The 18,341-nt window shown below is 75.4% G+C and carries 15 protein-coding genes; 11 read left to right on the top strand and 4 right to left on the bottom strand.

Annotated elements, in window-relative coordinates; translation table 11 throughout:
- Positions 1-241 precede the first annotated feature (241 nt).
- The gene (locus H7K62_RS15165; RefSeq protein ID WP_186719779.1) at positions 242-823 is read right to left on the bottom strand and encodes a Gmad2 immunoglobulin-like domain-containing protein; all 582 of its coding nucleotides are present in this window, start codon (positions 821-823) and stop codon (positions 242-244) included.
- A gap of 101 nt (positions 824-924) precedes the next feature.
- Between H7K62_RS15165 and H7K62_RS15160 the strand changes: the two genes are divergently transcribed.
- On the top strand, positions 925-1,272 hold the full coding sequence (locus H7K62_RS15160) for a histidine triad nucleotide-binding protein (RefSeq protein WP_186719777.1): 348 nt from the start codon (positions 925-927) through the stop codon (positions 1,270-1,272).
- A 37-nt stretch (positions 1,273-1,309) separates the two neighbouring features.
- On the opposite strand, the gene H7K62_RS15155 is transcribed toward H7K62_RS15160, so the two are convergent.
- The gene (locus H7K62_RS15155; RefSeq protein ID WP_370591799.1) at positions 1,310-3,118 is read right to left on the bottom strand and encodes a glycoside hydrolase family 15 protein; all 1,809 of its coding nucleotides are present in this window, start codon (positions 3,116-3,118) and stop codon (positions 1,310-1,312) included.
- Positions 3,119-3,483: 365 nt separating this feature from the next.
- On the opposite strand from H7K62_RS15155, the gene H7K62_RS15150 reads away from it, so the two are divergent.
- From H7K62_RS15150 to H7K62_RS24085, 7 genes are all read left to right on the top strand, one after another.
- Positions 3,484-4,587 carry a PhoH family protein gene (locus H7K62_RS15150; RefSeq protein ID WP_186719775.1) on the top strand — a complete coding sequence of 368 codons (1,104 nt, stop codon included), beginning with the start codon at positions 3,484-3,486 and terminating at the stop codon, positions 4,585-4,587.
- Positions 4,584-5,075, top strand: a complete 492-nt coding sequence (gene ybeY, locus H7K62_RS15145; protein WP_186719773.1) for an rRNA maturation RNase YbeY — start codon at positions 4,584-4,586, stop codon at positions 5,073-5,075. Before H7K62_RS15150 ends, ybeY begins: the two co-directional genes overlap by 4 nt.
- Positions 5,076-5,100: 25 nt before the next feature.
- Complete coding sequence (locus tag H7K62_RS15140; RefSeq protein WP_186719771.1) at positions 5,101-6,564, top strand: hemolysin family protein; 1,464 nt, start codon at positions 5,101-5,103, stop codon at positions 6,562-6,564.
- Positions 6,554-7,549 (top strand): GTPase Era, encoded by a 996-nt coding sequence (gene era / locus H7K62_RS15135; protein WP_186719769.1) that lies wholly within the window; start codon positions 6,554-6,556, stop codon positions 7,547-7,549. Before H7K62_RS15140 ends, era begins: the two co-directional genes overlap by 11 nt.
- Before the next feature lie 132 nt (positions 7,550-7,681).
- Positions 7,682-8,440: a hypothetical protein gene (locus H7K62_RS15130; protein WP_186719762.1), complete on the top strand. Its 759-nt coding sequence runs from the start codon at positions 7,682-7,684 to the stop codon at positions 8,438-8,440.
- Between the two features lie 274 nt (positions 8,441-8,714).
- Complete coding sequence (gene leuA, locus H7K62_RS15125; protein WP_186719761.1) at positions 8,715-10,487, top strand: 2-isopropylmalate synthase; 1,773 nt, start codon at positions 8,715-8,717, stop codon at positions 10,485-10,487.
- A gap of 128 nt (positions 10,488-10,615) precedes the next feature.
- The gene (locus H7K62_RS24085) at positions 10,616-12,223 is read left to right on the top strand and encodes a GGDEF domain-containing protein (protein ID WP_186719760.1); all 1,608 of its coding nucleotides are present in this window, start codon (positions 10,616-10,618) and stop codon (positions 12,221-12,223) included.
- A 22-nt stretch (positions 12,224-12,245) separates the two neighbouring features.
- On the opposite strand, the gene H7K62_RS15115 is transcribed toward H7K62_RS24085, so the two are convergent.
- Positions 12,246-13,106 carry a tryptophan-rich sensory protein gene (locus tag H7K62_RS15115; protein ID WP_186719759.1) on the bottom strand — a complete coding sequence of 287 codons (861 nt, stop codon included), beginning with the start codon at positions 13,104-13,106 and terminating at the stop codon, positions 12,246-12,248.
- 45 nt (positions 13,107-13,151) lie between these two features.
- On the opposite strand from H7K62_RS15115, the gene recO reads away from it, so the two are divergent.
- Entirely contained in the window at positions 13,152-13,895 is a 744-nt protein-coding gene (recO, locus tag H7K62_RS15110; RefSeq protein ID WP_186719755.1) for a DNA repair protein RecO, read from the top strand.
- A 51-nt stretch (positions 13,896-13,946) separates the two neighbouring features.
- Positions 13,947-14,813, top strand: coding sequence for an isoprenyl transferase (locus H7K62_RS15105; protein ID WP_186719753.1), 867 nt, complete (start codon positions 13,947-13,949; stop codon positions 14,811-14,813).
- Positions 14,814-14,896: 83 nt separating this feature from the next.
- Here H7K62_RS15105 and H7K62_RS15100 read toward each other — a convergent pair whose 3' ends face one another.
- On the bottom strand, positions 14,897-16,738 hold the full coding sequence (locus H7K62_RS15100; protein ID WP_186719751.1) for a phosphoenolpyruvate carboxykinase (GTP): 1,842 nt from the start codon (positions 16,736-16,738) through the stop codon (positions 14,897-14,899).
- Positions 16,739-16,854: 116 nt separating this feature from the next.
- Between H7K62_RS15100 and H7K62_RS15095 the strand changes: the two genes are divergently transcribed.
- A complete protein-coding gene (locus H7K62_RS15095; RefSeq protein WP_186719749.1) occupies positions 16,855-18,303 on the top strand; it encodes a helix-turn-helix domain-containing protein in 1,449 nt (482 codons plus the stop codon).
- Positions 18,304-18,341: the final 38 nt, after the last annotated feature.

The raw sequence follows: 18,341 nt of genomic DNA, 5'->3' as shown, positions 1-18,341 counted from the left end.
GCACTGCTCCTGCACTGCTCCTGCACTGCTCCTGCACTGGTCCAGCGCTGCTCCTGCTCTGCTGTGAAAGCTGACGCGACTGACCGCGGTCACCTCCGGAGGTGACCGCGGTCAGTCGCGTCAGCACCGTGCTGGGCCGACGCGTCCGCAGGTGACCACGGTCACCTGCGGAGGGCGGTGCAGGGCGTCCGCCGACGGCGTCAGGCGACGGCGCCTGCCGACGACGGCCAGGCGACGGCGGTCAGTCGACGTAGAAGGTGACCTTCGCGGCGCCGGAGCCGACCTTGCCCTCGCCCGCGGACTCGTCAGGCACCCAGACCTCGGCGGTGCAGGGAGCGCAGGTGCCCTTCTGGACGGTCTGGGGGATGGAGAAGTCGCCCACCGCGCCGTTGGCGCCGGCGTCGGTGTACCCGTCGGACAGCACCGTGCCGTCGGCCTGCGTGATCTTGTACAGCAGGGTGCCCTCGGGCGCCGAGCCCTGGCCGACGATCCCCATCGGGCCGGCCGGCAGGTGCTCGCCCTCGGTGGGAGCGGTGATCACCACGGACTTCGACGTGCCCGAGCCGGTGGCGGCGGGACCGGCGGCGGTGGCCGCGGACCCGCTCGCCGCGGACGTGGTGGTCGCCGAGGAGCTCGCGGAGGACGACGACGCGCTCGTGCTCGCCGCGCTGCTGGTGGTGTCGGCGCCGACCGGCTCGGTGGCGGTCTGGGCCCCGCCGCAGCCGGACAGCAGCAGCGCCATCGCGACGGCGACCGGCGCGCCGGCGCGGGCGGTCAGGCGGGCGGTGCGGTGTGCCCGCTGGGTCCGGGTGTGGGCTCGCATGCCCCGTTCCTACCGCTGCGGGCGGTCTGCGCGGGCCAGGACGCGCCGACCGCCCTCACCGGGTGACCGGATCGTCACCTGCGGGTGGGTACCGTCGGCGGGTGGCCCAGGACCCTGACTGCATCTTCTGCCGGATCGCCTCCGGCGACGTGCCGGCGCAGGTGGTCGCGCGCACGGACCGCGTCGTCGCCTTCCGCGACCTCGACCCGCAGGCCCCGCTGCACGTGCTCGTCGTGCCGGTCGAGCACCACCGCGACGTGCCAGCCCTCGCCGCCGCGGACCCCGAGGTGCTGGCCGAGGTCACCGCGACGGCGGCGCGGGTGGCCTCCGAGCTGGACGACGGGCAGTTCCGGCTGGTGTTCAACACGGGGGCGGGCGTCGGCCAGAGCGTCTTCCACGTGCACGGGCACGTGCTCGGCGGGCGCCCGATGGGCTGGCCCCCCGGCTGACCGGCGGCGCTCCGGCGCCTCAGCCGCCTCAGCCGCCTCAGTCGTCCTGGTCGTCCTGGTGCTCGTGCACCGTGACGGCGGCGTTGACCAGCGCCAGGTGGCTCAGCGCCTGCGGCAGGTTGCCCAGCCAGTGCCCGGTGGCCGGGTCGACCATCTCCGCCAGCACGCCGACGTCGTTGAGCACCGCCTCCGGCCCGTCGACCAGGGCGTCCATGAGCGCCCGCGCCTCCTCGCCGCGTCCGCACAGCTGCAGCGCGGAGACCATCCAGAACGAGCAGGCCACGAAGCTGCCCTCCTCGGCCGCGGCCCCCGTGTAGCGGTACAGGTGGGGGCCGTGGCCCAGCTCGCGGCGCAGCGCGTCCAGGGTCGAGCTCATGCGCGGCCCGCGGTCGAAGCCGCTCACGGCGTGCAGGAGCACGGACGCGTCCAGCCGCTCGGTGCCGGGGTACCAGGTGTAGGCGCCCAGCCGCTCCGACCAGCAGTGCTCGGCCACCCACCGCTGGATGAGCGCCGCCTCCGAGCGCCACCGGGACGGGTCGCCGGGCACCTGGCCCAGCTCGGCGAGGTGGACGGCGTGGGTGAGCGCCTGCCAGCAGCCCATCTTGCTGCTGGTGTAGTGGCGCGCCGTGTGCAGCTCCCACATGCCGGCGTCGGGCTGGCGCCACCGGTCGCACGCGGCGTCGGCGGTGGAGGCCAGCTGCCGACCGGTCTCGGCGTCCAGCGCCCCGCCGCCGTCGACGTAGAGCCGCAGGATGCTGAAGAGGTCCCCGTAGACGCCCAGCTGCAGCTGCCCGGCAGCGCCGTTCCCGCGGACCACCGGACCCGCGCCGCGCCAGCCGGGGGCCTGCAGCTCCTCGACGCCGCCGCGCGGCACGCGGCCCGACAGCGCGTAGAAGACGTCGGGGACGGCGCCGTCGGAGCGGATGGTCCGCAGCAGCCAGCTGACCGCCGCGTGGGGCTCCTCGCGCAGCCCGAAGCGCATCATGGCCTGCAGGCTGTAGGCGGAGTCGCGCACCCAGGCGAAGCGGTAGTCCCAGCACTTCGATCCCGACGGGTCCTCCGGCAGCGACGTCGTGGCGGCGGCCGCCACGGCCCCGCTCGGGGCGTGGAGCAGCAGTTTGAGCACCATGGCGCTGCGGCGCACCGCGGCGTCCCACGGTCCGTCCCAGTCGAACGTGCGCGACCAGGCCCGCCAGTTCTCCACGGTCCGGTCGACGCCGGCGTCCACCGCCTCGCCCGACGGGACCCACAGCGGCTCGCCGGAGGTGGCCACCAGGCCGAGCACCGAGCGCGAGCCCGCCACCACGTCCAGGTCCACCCGCACCTCCCGCTCGCCGTCGGTGCGCTGGAGCCGGGCGCCGCCGCCGTCCGCGTCCGCCGGGCCCGGGTCCAGGACCTCCGCGACCACGGCCATCGTCAGGCCGTCCACGCGCAGCAGCGTGGCGGCGGAGGTGCGCTGCACCCACGGGCCGGCGGTGCCCAGGCAGGTGCCGGGCCGGACCACGGCCCGCACCCGCACCCGGCCCGTCAGACCCTCGACGCGGCGACCGAGCTCGGCCCACGGCAGCCGGCCCGCCACCCCGGTGCTCAGGCAGTCCGTCACCCGCACCGCACCGCTCGCGGTGCGGAAGGTGGTGGTCAGCACGTTGGTGCCGGGGACGTGCTGGCGCTCCACCTCGAACGGCTCCACCGGCGCCAGCTCCACGCACCCGCCGTCGTCGGGGTCGAGCAGCGCGGCGAACGGCGGCGTGGAGTCGAGGTCGGGCAGCGGCAGCCAGTCGACCCGGCCGTCCCGGGCGACCAGCGCCACGGTGCGGCCGTCGCCGAGCGCCGCGTAGGTGCGCAGGTCCGCCCACCCGTGACCGTCGCGCTCGTGCGCGGGGGAGGGCGAGGGGGAGGACCCGTCCGCCCAGCGGACCGGGGCGACGTCGCGGTGCGAGCCCGGCACCGGGGCGCGCCGCGCCTCATCGGCGCGGAGCCGCTCGGACAGCACCCCGGCGGAGGGGCCGGCGGGGGGCGCGTCGGTGGTGTCGGTGGTGTCGATGACGACGACGCTAGGTGCGTCGTGCCCGACGCGCCTCGCGGAGCGCTCCGCGGCCCGCCCGGCGGAGCATCCGTCGGTGCGCTGACGGTCCCGAGAGCTACCCTGGACCTCGATCGGCCCCGGTCAGGGGCCCGGCCAGCAGGAGACCGGGGCGCCCAGCCCCTCCCATGCCCGACTCCACACCGCCCGCCGGCCCCGCGTCCGCCCCCGGAGCGCGCCCCGCAGGCAGCCAGCCCGCCGTCGTCCACACCATCGTCGTGCCGCCCGAGGTCTCGATGGTGGCCCTCCTCGGCACCCGTGACGAGCTCGTCCGCGCCGTCGAGCGGGCCTTCCCCCGCGCCGACGTCCACGTGCGCGGCAACGAGGTCACCATCACCGGTGCCTCCGCCGACGTCGCCCTGGTCGAGCGATTGCTCGACGAGATGACCGCCGTCGTGCGCGCCGGCCAGCAGCTCACCGTCGACGCCGTCGAGCGGTCCCTCGGCATGCTGCGCGCACAGACCGCCGAGCGCCCCGCCGACGTGCTGACCATGAACATCCTGTCCGGGCGCGGGCGCTCGATCCGCCCCAAGACGCTCGGGCAGAAGCGCTACGTCGACGCCATCGACAGCCACACCATCGTCTTCGGGATCGGCCCGGCCGGCACCGGCAAGACCTACCTGGCCATGGCCAAGGCCGTGCAGGCGCTGCAGGCCAAACAGGTCGACCGGATCATCCTCACCCGTCCCGCCGTGGAGGCGGGCGAGCGGCTGGGGTTCCTGCCGGGGTCGCTGACGGACAAGATCGACCCCTACCTGCGACCCCTGTACGACGCCCTGCACGACATGCTCGACCCCGACTCCATCCCGCGCCTCATGGCCGCGGGGACCATCGAGGTCGCACCGCTGGCGTTCATGCGCGGCCGGTCGCTCAACTCCTCGTTCGTGGTGCTCGACGAGGCGCAGAACACCTCTCCCGAGCAGATGAAGATGTTCCTCACGCGCCTCGGCTTCGACTCCAAGATGGTCATCACCGGTGACTCCACCCAGGTCGACCTGCCCACGGGGACGCAGTCGGGGCTGCGCGTGGTGGAGTCGATCCTGTCCGGCATCGAGGACATCCACTTCTCGCGCCTGAGCAGCCTCGACGTGGTCCGCCACCGCCTGGTGGGAGAGATCGTCGACGCCTACGGGCGCTGGGACGAGGCGCACCAGCAGCCAGCGGTCGCCCCGCGCGGCCAGCAGGGCCGCCGCAGCGGTGGAGCCGGTGACGGCAGGGTGACGGCCCGGTGAGCGTCGAGGTGGTCGACGAGTCGGGCTTCACCGACCCGTCCGGCGCCGGTGGCCCCGGCGTCTCCGTGGGCGAGGTCTCCGAGCTGGCCCGGTTCGTGCTGGCCGAGATGCACGTGCACCCCGCGGCCGACCTGTCGGTGATCCTCGTGGACACCACCGCCATGACGGCGCTGCACGAGCAGTGGATGGACGAGCCCGGGCCCACCGACGTCCTGAGCTTCCCCATGGACGAGCTGCGCCCCGGCAGCGAGGACGAGCCCAGCCCGCCCGGGCTCCTGGGCGACGTGGTGGTGTGCCCCGAGGTCGCCGCCCGCCAGGCGCGCGAGTCCGGTCACTCCACCGCCGAGGAGGTGCTGCTGCTCGTCACCCACGGCTGCCTGCACCTGCTCGGCTTCGACCACGCCGAGCCCGACGAGGAGCGCGAGATGTTCGCCCTCCAGCGCCGGCTGCTGCTGACGTTCCTGTCGCGCCGGCCCCAGCCGTCGTGACCCGTCCGCAGCGGCCGAGCCGGCCGTGACGCCCGTCCCCGACGCCTCGCTGCCCTGGCTGGCGGCGGCCGCGGTGCTCGGGCTGGTGGTGGCGGGCTACCTCGCGGCCGCCGAGGCGGCGCTGTCGCGCCTGACCCGCGCCGAGGCGCAGCGGCTCGCGGCCGACGGGCGCCGCGGCGCGCCGGCGGTGCTCGCCCTCGTGGCCGACCCGGTGCCCGCGCTGTCCGTGGCCACCCTCGTGCGCGTGACGTTCGAGGCCCTCGCGACCGTCTGCGCCGCGCTCGCCTCCGCCGCGCTGTTCTCCCAGTGGTGGGTGGGCCTGGTCACCGCCGTCGTCATGGGCGGGGTCGTGTTCACCCTGCTCGGCGTGAGCCCCCGCACCGTCGGCCGGCAGAACCCCGAGCGCATGGCGCTGCGCTCGGCGGGGCAGCTGCGCGCGCTCACGGGGCTGCTCGGACCGCTGTCGCGCGGCCTGGTGGCGCTCGCCAACGCCGTGACCCCCGGGCGCGGCTACCGCGACGGGCCGTTCTCCACCGAGGGCGAGCTGCGCGAGCTGGTGGACAGGGCGAGCGAGTCGGCGATCATCGAGGCCGGCGAGCGGGAGATGATCCACTCCGTCTTCGAGCTGGGTGACACCATCGTCCGCGAGGTCATGAGCCCCCGCACCGACATGGTGACCATCCCCGAGGACACCGAGTCCCGCGAGGCGCTCGACCTCTTCCTGGCCTCCGGGCACTCCCGGCTCCCGGTGGTGGGCTCCACCGTGGACGACGTGGTGGGCGTCCTCCACCTCAAGGACGTCGTCAGGGTGCTGCACGACAGGCCCGTGCGGCGCCGGGGGGCCACCGCCCGCGCCCGGGACCTGGCGCGCCGACCCGTCTTCGTGCCGGAGACCAAGCAGGTGGACGCGCTCCTGCGCGAGATGCAGGGCGCCTCGCTGCACCTGGCCCTGGTCATCGACGAGTACGGCGGCGTGGCCGGGCTGGTCACCCTGGAGGACCTCCTGGAGGAGATCGTCGGGGAGATCACCGACGAGACCGACACCGAGTCCCCCGACGTGGTGCCCCTGGACGACGGCGGCTTCCGGGTCAGCGCGCGGCTGCACGTGGAGGACCTGGGCGACCTGTTCGGCCTGGAGATCGACGAGGACGAGGTCGACTCCACCGGCGGCCTGCTCGCCAAGGCCCTCGGCACCGTGCCCGTGGTGGGTGACGAGGCCGAGGTGGCGGGCCTGGTGCTCCTGGCCGACGAGGTGGACGGGCACCGCATCACCACGGTGGTCGTCCACCGCGCCGAGGAGCCCGACGCGGGCGAGGACGACGACGACGGCGAGCGCGAGCGGGACCGCGAGCGCGAGCGCGACGAGAAGGCCGAGCGCAAGCGGGAGAAGCGCGAGCGCAAGGAGCGCGAGCGCCGGCAGTCCGAGGAGGAGCGCGAGCGCGCTCCGGAGCAGCAGCAGGAGCAGGAGCTGGTCAGCGGTGAGTCCTGAGAGCGGTGCGAGCGGTGGTGGGGCGGTCGTCCCGGGGGAGGGCCAGCAGGAGGTCCCGGAGCACCGCTCGGGCTTCGCCTGCCTGGTGGGCAGGCCCAACGCCGGCAAGTCCACGCTGACCAACGCGCTGGTGGGGGAGAAGGTGGCGATCACCTCCTCCCGCCCGCAGACCACGCGCCACACGGTGCGCGGCATCGTGCACCGGCCCGAGTCCCAGCTGGTGCTGGTGGACACCCCCGGGCTGCACCGGCCCCGCACGCTGCTCGGGCAGCGCCTCAACGACCTCGTGCTCGGCACCCTGGCCGAGGTGGACGTCATCGCGCTGTGCCTGCCCGCGGACGAGCGCACCGGCCCGGGCGACCGGTGGATCGCGGCGCAGCTGGCCGACGTGCGCCGCACGCCCGTGGTCGCCGTCGTCACCAAGACCGACAAGGTCGACCGGGGGCGCCTGGCGGAGCGGCTGCTCGAGGTGACCGCGCTCGGCGACGAGGTCAGCCGGGCCGGGGCCTCGCTCTTCGCCGACGTCGTCCCGGTCTCCGCCTCCGGCGGCTTCCAGGTGGAGGACCTCACCCGGGTGCTCAGCACGCACCTGCCGGTGGGGCCGCCGCTGTACCCCGAGGGCGAGCTCACCGACGAGCCGGAGGCCGTGATGGTGGCCGAGCTGGTCCGCGAGGCGGCCCTGGAGGGCGTCCGCGACGAGCTGCCGCACAGCCTGGCCGTGGTCGTCGACGAGATGGCCCCCCGGCTGGGGGAGGACGGCCAGCCCACGGGCCTGCTCGAGGTGCACGTGCTGCTCTACGTGGAGCGGGACAGCCAGAAGGGCATCGTCATCGGCCGCGGCGGCGCACGGCTCAAGGAGGTCGGCACCACCGCCCGCCAGGGCATCGAGGCGCTGCTGGGCACCCGGGTGCACCTCGACCTGCGCGTCAAGGTGGCCAAGGACTGGCAGCGGGACCCGCGGCAGCTGGCGCGCCTGGGCTTCTGAGCGGCGCAGCCCCGGCGTGTGACGAGGCTGTCACCGCCGGGTGCTGACCTGCCACGTGCGCGCCACCCGCGGGCGGCCGTGGCGGAGTGAGGTGGTGGGCACCAGCGCTCACCGTCTCCGTGGAGGTCCACCGTGCGCACCACCCCCGTCCTCGCCACCCCCGTCCTCGCCGCCGCCCTGGTCGCCGCGGCCGCGCTGGGCGGCCCGGCCCTGGCCGCCGTCGCCGCACCAGCGCCCGTCGTGGCCGGCGCCACGACCTCGGCGACCTCGGCGACCTCGGCGACCGCCACCGCGGTCCGCTTCGCCCCCGGCGCCACCGGCGCCGCGGTGCAGGGTCGGCTCGCGGCCGGCGGCGCACGCACCTACGCCCTCGACCTGCGGGCCGAGCAGCTGCTGGAGGTCTCCCTCCAGCGCGGGTCGACCACGCAGACCTTCACGCTCGTGGCGCCGGACGGCACGCCGCTGCACACCGACCACGGCCAGGACCAGGGCGGCGGCGCCTTCGTCGCGCGCACCTCCGGCACGTACCTGCTCACCGTCCGCTCGGGAGCCGCCGCCGGGTACGGGCTGCACCTGACCGTGCCGCAGCAGCTGCGGTTCGCCCCCGGGGGCACGTCGACGAGCGTGCGCGGGCAGCTCCCCGCCGACGACGACCACCCGTACAGCTTCGCCGCGCGCGCCGGCCAGCGGGCCACCGTGGCCTTCAGCGCCTCCGAGGCCGACGCCGTGTGGTTCCTCGTGGGGCCCGACGGGAGCCCGCTGCACACCGACCACACCAGCGCCCAGCAGGGCAGGACCACCGTGCAGCTGCCTGCCAGCGGCACCTACCGGCTCGACGTCCGCTCCGGGGCGGCCACCAGCTACGAGCTGGCTCTGACGGTCCCGCGCTGACCCCGCCGTCGTCGTCGTCCCCCTCCTCCTTCCGCGCCCTCCACGGCGGGTGCGGGGAGGAGGAAGCGGTGGCGGGTGGGCGCGGGGCGGGCGGGGTGGCCCCGCGGGGCGGGCGGGCGGTAGCGTGGTCCGTGATGTTCGCGGTGAGCCTCCTCCTCGGCTGCCGCGACGAGGTCTCGCAGCCCTAGGTCGGCTCCCTCGTCGCGGAGTCCCGTCCTGCCGGCCGCCCCCACGGGGCTGCTCGTCGCAGCCCGGACCCCAGGAGCCCTTCCAGATGCGCAACACCCAGCAGCCCTCTCCCATGGCCGCCCACCGCTACCCGCCGTTCGCGTTCGGCGTGGACCTGCCCGACCGGACCTGGCCCGGCCGGCGCATCGAGACCGCGCCGCGCTGGTGCGCCGTCGACCTGCGCGACGGCAACCAGGCCCTCATCGACCCGATGGGCCACGACCGCAAGCTGCGGATGTGGGACCTGCTGGTCTCCATCGGCTACAAGGAGATCGAGGTCGGGTTCCCGTCGGCGTCCCAGACCGACTTCGACTTCGTGCGGTTCCTCATCGAGACCGGCCGCATCCCCGACGACGTCACCATCCAGGTGCTGACCCAGGCGCGCGAGCACCTCATCGAGCGCACCTACGAGGCCATCCGCGGCGCCAGGACCGCCATCGTGCACCTGTACAACTCCACGTCCGCGCTGCAGCGGGACGTGGTCTTCGGCATGGACCGCGACGGCATCGTGGACCTGGCGCTGCAGGGCGCGCGGCTGTGCAAGAAGTTCGAGGAGGGCCTGGGTGACGGGCCGGACGCCACGCAGGTGTTCTACGAGTACTCCCCGGAGAGCTACACCGGCACCGAGCTCGACTTCGCGGCGCGCATCTGCAACGAGGTCATCGACGTCTTCGACCCCACGCCCGAGCGCAAGGTCATCATCAACCTGCCGTCCACGGTGGAGATGAGCACGCCGGACCTGTACGCGGACTCCATCGAGTGGATGATCCGCAACATCCGGCGCCGCGACGAGGTGATCGTCTCGCTGCACCCCCACAACGACCGCGGCACGGCCGTGGCCGCCGCCGAGCTGGGCCTCAAGGCCGGCGCCGACCGCGTGGAGGGCTGCCTGTTCGGCAACGGCGAGCGCACCGGCAACGTCGACCTGGTGACGCTGGCGCTGAACCTCGTGGTGCAGGGCGTGGACCCGCAGGTGGACTACCGCGACGTCGACGGCGTGCGCCGCGCCGCCGAGCACTGCAACCAGATCGCCGTGCACGAGCGCCACCCCTACGCCGGCGACCTCGTCTACACCGCCTTCTCCGGCTCCCACCAGGACGCCATCAAGAAGGGCTTCGACAAGATGGCGGAGCGCTCGGCGGCGGCCGGGCTGACCGTCGACGAGGACGAGTGGGCCGTCCCGTACCTGCCGATCGACCCGCGCGACGTCGGCCGCTCCTACGAGGCCGTCATCCGGGTCAACAGCCAGTCCGGCAAGGGCGGCGTGGCCTACCTCATGCGCACCGAGCACTCCCTGGACCTGCCGCGCCGGCTGCAGGTGGAGTTCTCCCAGGTGGTGCAGGCGCGCACCGACGCGGAGGGCGGGGAGGTGACCGCCGCCCAGCTGTGGGAGGTCTTCGCCGACGAGTACCTGCCCGCGGCCGACTCCTCCGCCCGCGGCGCCGCGAACGTGGCCTGGGGCCGCTTCGCGCTGCGGGGCCTGCGCACCGACTCCTCGGCCTCCCGCGACGGCGGCGCCGGGGGCGTGGACAGCATCGAGGTAGACCTCCTCGTGGACGGCGAGCAGCGCACGGCCACCGGCGCCGGCAACGGTCCGATCTCCGCCTTCGTCGCGGCGCTCGCGCAGCAGGGCACCGCGGTGGCGGTGCGCGACTACTCCGAGCACGCCCTGGGCGCCGGAGGGGACGCCACCGCCGCCGCGTACGTCGAGTGCGAGGTGGGGGGCCGCGTCCTGTGGGGCGTCGGCATCGACCCCAACACCACCGTGGCCTCGCTCAAGGCGGTCGTCTCCGCGGTGAACCGCGCAGCCCGCGGCTGACGGCGGCTGCACGGCGGCTGCACCGCGGCTGCACGGCGAGGTGGCCGCCGGGGCTCAAGCCCCGGCGGCCACCTGCCGATGTCCGGCTGACGGAGGAGCGCGGGGGCGCTCGGCCGGGGGAGGTCGACGTGGCTGCTGGAACGCTCGTGGTGCACGGGCTCCCGGGGCCCTTCCACGCCGTCGTGGAGGCGACGGGGGACCTCCTGGACGACTGCGAGTTCGCCGACTGCACGGCGCGCTGCGAAGCGGCGCTGCCCTGGGTCGAGGCCCTCGGGGACCGCAGCACCGGCAGGTACCTGCGGTACGTGGCCGCCCTCGCCCTGGTGGAGCTGGCCGAGCTGGAGCGCGCGGGAGACCACCTCGAGGACCTGCTCGGCGTCTCCGACGGGCAGGACCCGCTGTGGCGCGCCAAGGCGCTGGCCCTGGCCTCCGAGGTCGCCTTCACCGGTGGCCGCCCCGCCCGCGCCGTCGAGCACCTCGCCGAGGCCCTCGACCTGCTGGACACCGCCGGCTCCCGGCACGTGAACCGGCTCTCGGCCACCATGGCCGCCGGGCTGGCGCTGCAGGCGGCCGGCGCCTACCCCGAGGCCGAGGTGCTGCTGCGCCGCGTGCTGGCCGACGTGCCCGGCACCCCCGGCGTCACCGAGCTCAACGTGCTGCCCGAGCTGGTGCTGCTGGTGGCCGAGCGCGCCGCCAGCGCCGAGCTGCGCGGCGAGCGCGCCGCCGCGGACCGGCAGTGGTGCGGGGTGCTGGCGCTGTCGCTGCGCTGGCGCCGCCGCGGGCACCTGGAGGGCGAGCCCTCGCACGTCCTGCGCTCCACGGCCGCGGAGGCGCTCGCCTGGCAGCGCCTGGGAGACCACGCCGCGGCCAGCGCCGCCGCCGCGGGCACCGGGCTGCTGGGGGAGACCAGGTCCGGGGCGCTGACGGGCCGCGTCGAGGGCGTCATGGCGCGCCTGCACCTGGCCGGTGAGGCCCGCCGCCGCGGGGACGTCGCCGCGGCCCGCGCCCACCTCGACGAGGCCCTCGCCGAGACCCACCGCACCGAGCCGGGCGTGTGGACCTACACGGCGCTCGCCGCCCTGGCCGAGCTGGACGCCGAGGAGCGCCGGCAGCGCGACGGTGACGACACCCGCCCCGACCGCTGGCGCGAGCTGGCCCAGGCGCTGCTGGTGCGCACCGCCGCCACCAGCCGGTCGCTGGTCTCCGAGCTGGAGGCCCGCCGCCGCGCCCGCCGCGCCGCGGAGGCCCACGACGCCGCCGCCCTGGCCGTCCTCACCGACCCCCTCACGGGTGTGGCCAACCGCCGCGGCCTGGACGAGGCGCTCGCGGCGGCCGCGCGGGACGGCACCGCGGTCGCCGCCTGCTTCGTGGACGTGGACAGGTTCAAGTCCGTCAACGACACCTTCTCCCACGAGGTGGGGGACGAGGTGCTGCGCCGGGTGGCCGCGCTGCTCGAGGAGGTCACCCGCGGGCACGACCTCGTGGCCCGCTACGGCGGGGACGAGTTCGTGGTGCTCAGCGCCACCGCGCGCGACCTCGCCGCGCTCGGCCAGCGGGTGGTCGACGAGGTGGCCGCCCTGCCCTGGGGGCGGCTGGCACCGGGGCTGCGGGTGACGGTGTCGGTGGGGGTGACCGGTCCGCTGCCCGCGGCGGCGGTGCTGCCGTCAGCGGACGCCGCCATGCTCGACGCGAAGCGGCGCGGCCGCTCGCGCGCCGTGGTCCGCCGCGCCTCCTGAGGGGACCCCTGGGCGCCGGCGCTCAGGCAGCGGTGGGGCGCACGCCCCGGGCGCGGACCACCAGCGGCGCGGCGAGCACCGCGACGGCCGCCAGCACGGCGACCACCGAGACCACCGGCGCCTCCGGCTGCCCGGACCAGCGGCCCACCGCGATCCAGGCCAGGCCCCACGCGAGCGACAGCGCCGGGGCCACCCGTCCCTGCCCGCCCACGGCCAGCAGCCAGCCGACCCCCGCGGCCACCACGAGGACGACGACGGCGAGCGCGGTGGCGAGCGCGCCCGTGACCGGCAGACCGGCCGCGGCGAGCGCCGCCGCCGCGTTGGCGACCGTGGCGATGCTGACCCACCCGAGGTAGAGCCCGATGACGCCGTCCAGCAGCACCAGCTGCAGCGGGGAGGCCGGGCGGCTCTCGCCGCGGCGCGTCGCGGCGGTGGCGCGCAGCCGGACGAAGGCCACCACGAGCACCGCCAGCAGCAGTGCGATCACCACGAGCGCCCCGTTCACCGAGCCCGCCTGCGCGGTGAGGATCCATGCGGCGTTGAGCAGCAGCGACGCCACCACCCACCACCCGGTGGCGCGCTGGCGCGCGTCGTGGCGCTGGGCGGGGAGCAGCTGGTAGACCGCCAGGGCGAGCAGCCCGGCGTAGATGACCGACCAGATGCCGAACGCCGGGCCCGCCGGGGCCACGAGCGTGGCGCTGGCGGACAGGGCGCCACCGGCTGCCTGGTCGATGGGGGTGCCGACCACGGCGCCCGAGCCGAGGAAGCCGCCCACGAGGGCGACGACGGCGCTGACGAGGACGGCGGTGGTGCGCGCGGTGTCGGTGGACCGCGCCGAGCGGCTGGCGCCGCGTGCGCCCGCGGTGCTGGACGTGCTGGTCATGCGGATGACGGTAGGTCTGTCGGGGCCGTGCGGCACGATGAGGCCGTGCGCACCTACCGGGACGAAGCCGTGGTCCTGCGCACCCACAAGCTGGGCGAGGCGGACCGGATCGTCACGCTGCTGACGCGCCACCACGGCCGGGTCCGCGCCGTCGGCAAGGGCGTGCGGCGCACGTCCAGCCGCTTCGGGGCGCGGCTGGAGCCGTACATGCTGCTCGACGTGCAGCTGCACGTGGGTCGCTCCCTCGACGTCGTCCAGCAGGTGGAGACCCTGGCTCCGTACGGGCGGTTCCTCGCCGAGGACTACGCCCGCTGGACCGCCGCGGCCGCCATCGCCGAGACCGCCGAGCGGATGACCAGCGAGGAGCGCGAGCCGGCCACGCAGCAGTTCCTGCTGGTGGTGGGGGCGCTGCGCACCCTCGCCGGCGGCCAGCACGACGCCTCGCTCGTGCTCGACGCCTACCTGCTGCGCGCCATGGCCGTGGCGGGCTGGGGCGCGAGCCTGGCGGCGTGCGCGGTCTGCGGGGACCCCAGCGCGGCGGTGGTCGACCACCCCGCGTTCGCGGTGGCCTCCGGCGGTGTGGTGTGCCGGGAGTGCCGCCCGCCGGGCGCCGCGGCGCCCGACGCGCGGACCCTGGCCCTCCTGCAGCAGCTGCTCTCGGGAGACTGGGACCGTGCCGACGCCTCCGAGGTGCGCCAGCGCCGGGAGGGCAGCGGCCTGGTGGCCGCCTACCTGCAGTGGCACCTGGAGCGGGCGGTGCGGTCGCTGCCCCTGGTGGAGAGGGCGTGAGCGCGTGACCCGGGTTGTGCAGACCAGGGCGTCGACCAGGGGGACCGCGCGGTGAGGGGCCGCCGGTCGTCGTCGACGACGGGAGCGGCGCGCCGCACGGCGCCCGTCGTCCCGCCGCCCCCGCACCCCTCGGGGGCGCGGCCCCCGGCCGTGCCGGCCGAGCTGGTGCCGCGGCACGTGGCCATCGTCATGGACGGCAACGGGCGGTGGGCCAACGCGCGCGGGCTGCCGCGCGTGGAGGGCCACAAGATGGGCGAGGCGTCCCTGCTGGACGTGGTCGCCGGGGCCATCGAGATCGGCGTGCAGCACGTCTCCGCCTACGCGTTCTCCACCGAGAACTGGAAGCGCTCCCCGGAGGAGGTGCGCTTCCTCATGGGCTTCAACCGCGACGTCATCCGCCGTCGCCGCGACACCATGCACGAGTGGGGCGTGCGCGTCCGCTGGGCGGGTCGCCGTCCCCGGCTGTGGCGCAGTGTCATCAAGGAGCTGGAGGAGGCCGAGCAGCTGACCGCCGACAACTCCACCTGCACCCTGACGATGTGCGTCAACTACGGCGGCAGGGCGGAGATCGCCGACGCCGCCAAGGCGCTGGCCCGCGAGGTGGCGGCCGGGCGGCTCGACCCGGAGAAGATCGACGAGCGCGCCCTGGCCCGCCACCTCGACGAGCCCGACCTACCGGACGTCGACCTCTTCCTGCGCACCAGCGGTGAGCAGCGCACGTCCAACTTCATGCTGTGGCAGTCCGCCTACGCGGAGCTGATGTTCGTCGACACGCCCTGGCCCGACGTCGACCGCCGCGTCCTGTGGCGCGCCGTCGAGGACTACGCCCGCCGCGACCGCCGCTACGGAGGAGCCCTGGACCGGCCGGCCGAGGCCGAGCCCGCGGGTGCGGGCCCGGCTGGCGGTCAGACCGGCTGACCGGCCGTCCCGACCGTCCCGGCCGCTGGGCTCGGTGAGCCTGACGAGGCCGGGACGGCGGTCGCTCTTCAGCGACCAGCGGTTCACGCGGCGTCCTGGGCGCCACCGGTGCGCCGGCGCAGCTCCCCGAGCTGGGCCAGCAGCGGGGCGGGGACCCGGTCACCGAAGAGCGCGAACAGCTCGGCCACGCCGTCGGCCTCGCGGGCGTAGTCGGCCGGGTCGGCGCTGAGCAGCTCCTCGAGCGTCCCCGGGGCGAGGTCGAGCCCGGTGACGTCGAGGTCCTCCGTCCGCGGGACGAGACCGGCGGGGGTGTCCACGGCGTCCAGACGGCCCTCGAGGCGGCCCACCACCCACTCCAGCACGCGGCTGTTGTCACCGAAGCCCGGCCACAGGAAGCCGCCGTCGGCGTCCTTGCGGAACCAGTTGACGGAGAACAGGGCGGGGGCGTGCTCGCCGAGCAGCTCGCCCTGCTCGAGCCAGTGGCTCCAGTGGTCGGCGGCGTTGTAGCCGGTGAAGGGCAGCATCGCGAACGGGTCGCGGCGCACCTCCCCGACGGTGCCCTCCGCGGCGGCGGTCTTCTCCGAGGCCATCGTGGCGCCCAGGAACACCCCGTGCGACCAGTCACGGGCCTGGGCGACCAGCGGCACGGTGGTGGCCCGGCGGCCGCCGAAGAGGACCGCGTCGAGGACGACGCCCTCGGGGTCGTCCCAGGAGTCGGCCAGCGTCGGGCACTGCTCCGCCGCCACGGTGAACCGGGCGTTGGGGTGGGCGGCGGGCCTGCCGGACTCCGGCGACCACGGCTGCCCGGTCCAGTCGACAAGGCCCTGCGGCGGCGTGGCCGTCAGCCCCTCCCACCACACGTCGCCGTCAGGGGTCTGGGCGCAGTTCGTGAAGATGGTGCCGCCCCACAGCATCTGGTGGGCGGCGGGGTTGGTGGCCTCGGACGTGCCGGGGGCCACCCCGAAGAAGCCCGCCTCGGGGTTGATGGCGCGCAGGCGCCCCTGCTCGTCGCGGCGCATCCAGACGATGTCGTCGCCGAGGGTCTCGACCTTCCACCCGGGCAGGCTGGGCGTCATCATCGCGAAGTTGGTCTTGCCGCAGGCGGAGGGGAAGGCCCCGGCCACGTGGTACCGCTTCCCCTCCGGCGTCGTGACGCGCACCAGCAGCATGTGCTCGGCCAGCCAGCCCTCCTCGCGGCCCATGGCGGAGGCGATGCGCAGGGCGAAGCACTTCTTGCCCAGCAGGGCGTTGCCGCCGTAGCCGGAGCCGTAGCTCCAGATCTGCCGGCTCTCGGGGAAGTGGGCGATGAGCTTGGTCTCGTTGGAGGGCCACGGCACGTCCTCGCGGACCTGCTGGCCGAACTCGTTCTCCAGCGGGTAGCCGACGGAGTGGACACCGGGCACCCACGGGGCCCCGGCCTCGATGAGCTCGCGGGCGGCGGTGCCCACGCGGGTCATCGTGCCCATCGAGAGCACGGCGTAGAGGGAGTCGGTCACCTGCACGCCGAGCTGGGAGAGGGGACCGCCGACCGGGCCCATGGAGAAGGGCACCACCCACATGGTGCGGCCCCGCATGCTGCCCTCGAACAGCTCGAGGAGCTCGGCCTCGAGGTCCACCGGGTCGCGCCAGTTGTTGGTGGGGCCGGCGTCGTCGGGGTCGGCGGTGGCGATGACGGTCCGGTCCTCGACGCGGGCGACGTCGTCGGGGGCCGAGCGCGCCAGGTAGCTGCCGTAGTGCGGCTCCGGCAGCGGCTCGAGGGTGCCCTTGCGCACGCCCATGCTGATGAGGCGGTGGCGCTCGGCGGCGGAGCCGTCGCACCACACCACGCGAGCCGGCTGGGTGAGCTCGGCGATCCGCGCCACCCAGGCGCGGACGTCGGGGACCTCGGAGCCGGTGGTGGCGGGGGCGTCGTCGATGAGCGTCATGGGGCTCTCCCTCGTGGGTGGGACTGGGCGTCTGCCTCGAGGATTCCCCGCCCGGCGGTGCTCTTAAAGCCTGCAGGTCAGTGAAGAAGCAGGATTCTTGCGGTAGCGTCAAGTCCATGACGACGTCGCCGAACGCGGCCGACCCGCTGACCCTCGGGCGGCGCGTCCGGCACCTGCGCAGCCAGCGCGGACTGACCCTCGACCAGCTGGCGGCCGACACCGGTGTGTCGGCCAGCCAGCTCTCCCTGGTGGAGAACGGGCACCGCGAGCCCCGCCTCGGGCTGCTCTCGGCGCTCGCCTCGGCGCTCGGGGTGCCGGTCGGGGCGCTGCTCGACCCCGAGCCGCCCACCCGGCGCGCCGCCCTCGAGATCGCCCTCGGCCGCGCCCAGGCCAGCCCGGCGTACGCGCGGCTGGGGCTGCCCGCCGTCAGGCCCTCCAAGACCCTGCCCACCGACGCGCTCGAGGCGCTCGTGGGGCTGCACAGCGAGCTGCGGCGCCGGGACGAGGCCACCAGCGCCACCCCCGAGGAGGCCCGCCGGGCCAACACCGAGCTCCGCCAGACCATGCGCGCGGTGCACAACCACCTGCCCGAGCTGGAGGAGCTCGCCGAGCGCCAGCTGCGGGCGGCGCGCCACACCGGTGGGCCCCTCACCCACCGGACCGTGGCCCGGATGGCGGCCGACCTCGGCCTGACGATCATCCACGTCGACGACCTGCCCCACTCCACCCGCACCGTCACCGACCTGGAGAACGGCAGGATCTACCTGCCGCCCGTCTCGATCCCCGGCGGGCACGGGCTGCGCTCGCTGGCGCTGCAGGCCATGGCCCACCAGCTGCTGCGGCACTCCGCGCCGGTGGACTACGCCGACTTCCTGCGCCAGCGCATGGAGATCAACTACTACGCCTCGGCCTGCCTGGTGCCCCGCACCCCCGCCGTGGAGCTGCTCAGCGCCGCCAAGACCGCCAAGGACCTCGCCGTGGAGGACCTGCGCGACGCGTTCGGCATCACCCACGAGACCGCCGCCTGGCGCCTCACCAACCTCGCCATGCACGACCTCGGCATCCCCGTGCACTTCCTGCGCGTCACCGAGGACGGCTCGCTGACCAAGGGGTACGAGGACGACGGCGTGGGCTTCCCCGCCGACGCCGGCGGCGCTGTGGAGGGCCAGTACGTCTGCCGGCGCTGGGCCGCCCGCGCGGTCTTCTCCCAGCGCGACCGCACCACGGAGTTCCACCAGTACACCGACACCCCCGCGGGCACCTTCTGGTGCAGCGCGCAGACCGGCCGCGACGCCACCGGCAAGCGGTTCTCCATCACCGTGGGCGTGCCCTACGTGCACGCCAAGTGGTTCCGCGGACGCGACACGCCGGTGCGCGCACGCTCCTCCTGCCCCGACGAGGGCTGCTGCCGGCGCCCGCCGGCGGACCTGGCCGACCGCTGGGCCGGCAGGAGCTGGCCCTCGGCCACCATGCACGCCCACGTCCTCGCCCCGCTGCCCAGCGGGTCCTTCCCCGGCGTGGACGACGCCGAGGTGTACGCCTTCCTGGAGCGCCACTCCTCCTGAGGGGCCTGGGCACCACGGCCCCCGCACCTGCGAGGGAC

The sequence above is a fragment of the Quadrisphaera sp. RL12-1S genome (assembly GCF_014270065.1).
Taxonomy (GTDB): Bacteria; Actinomycetota; Actinomycetes; order Actinomycetales; family Quadrisphaeraceae; genus Quadrisphaera.
Note: the sequence above shows the minus strand (reverse complement) of the source record. Positions and strands in the feature narration are given on the sequence as shown.

Bases quoted from the DNA above. Each gene is read 5' to 3' on its own strand.
- H7K62_RS15095 (WP_186719749.1), top strand. From the start codon at position 16,855: ATGACGACGTCGCCGAACGCGGCCGACCCGCTGACCCTCGGGCGGCGC.
- H7K62_RS15150 (WP_186719775.1), top strand. From the start codon at position 3,484: ATGCCCGACTCCACACCGCCCGCCGGCCCCGCGTCCGCCCCCGGAGCG.
- H7K62_RS15115 (WP_186719759.1), bottom strand. From the start codon at position 13,106: ATGACCAGCACGTCCAGCACCGCGGGCGCACGCGGCGCCAGCCGCTCG.
- H7K62_RS15100 (WP_186719751.1), bottom strand. From the start codon at position 16,738: ATGACGCTCATCGACGACGCCCCCGCCACCACCGGCTCCGAGGTCCCC.
- H7K62_RS15165 (WP_186719779.1), bottom strand. From the start codon at position 823: ATGCGAGCCCACACCCGGACCCAGCGGGCACACCGCACCGCCCGCCTG.
- leuA (WP_186719761.1), top strand. From the start codon at position 8,715: ATGCGCAACACCCAGCAGCCCTCTCCCATGGCCGCCCACCGCTACCCG.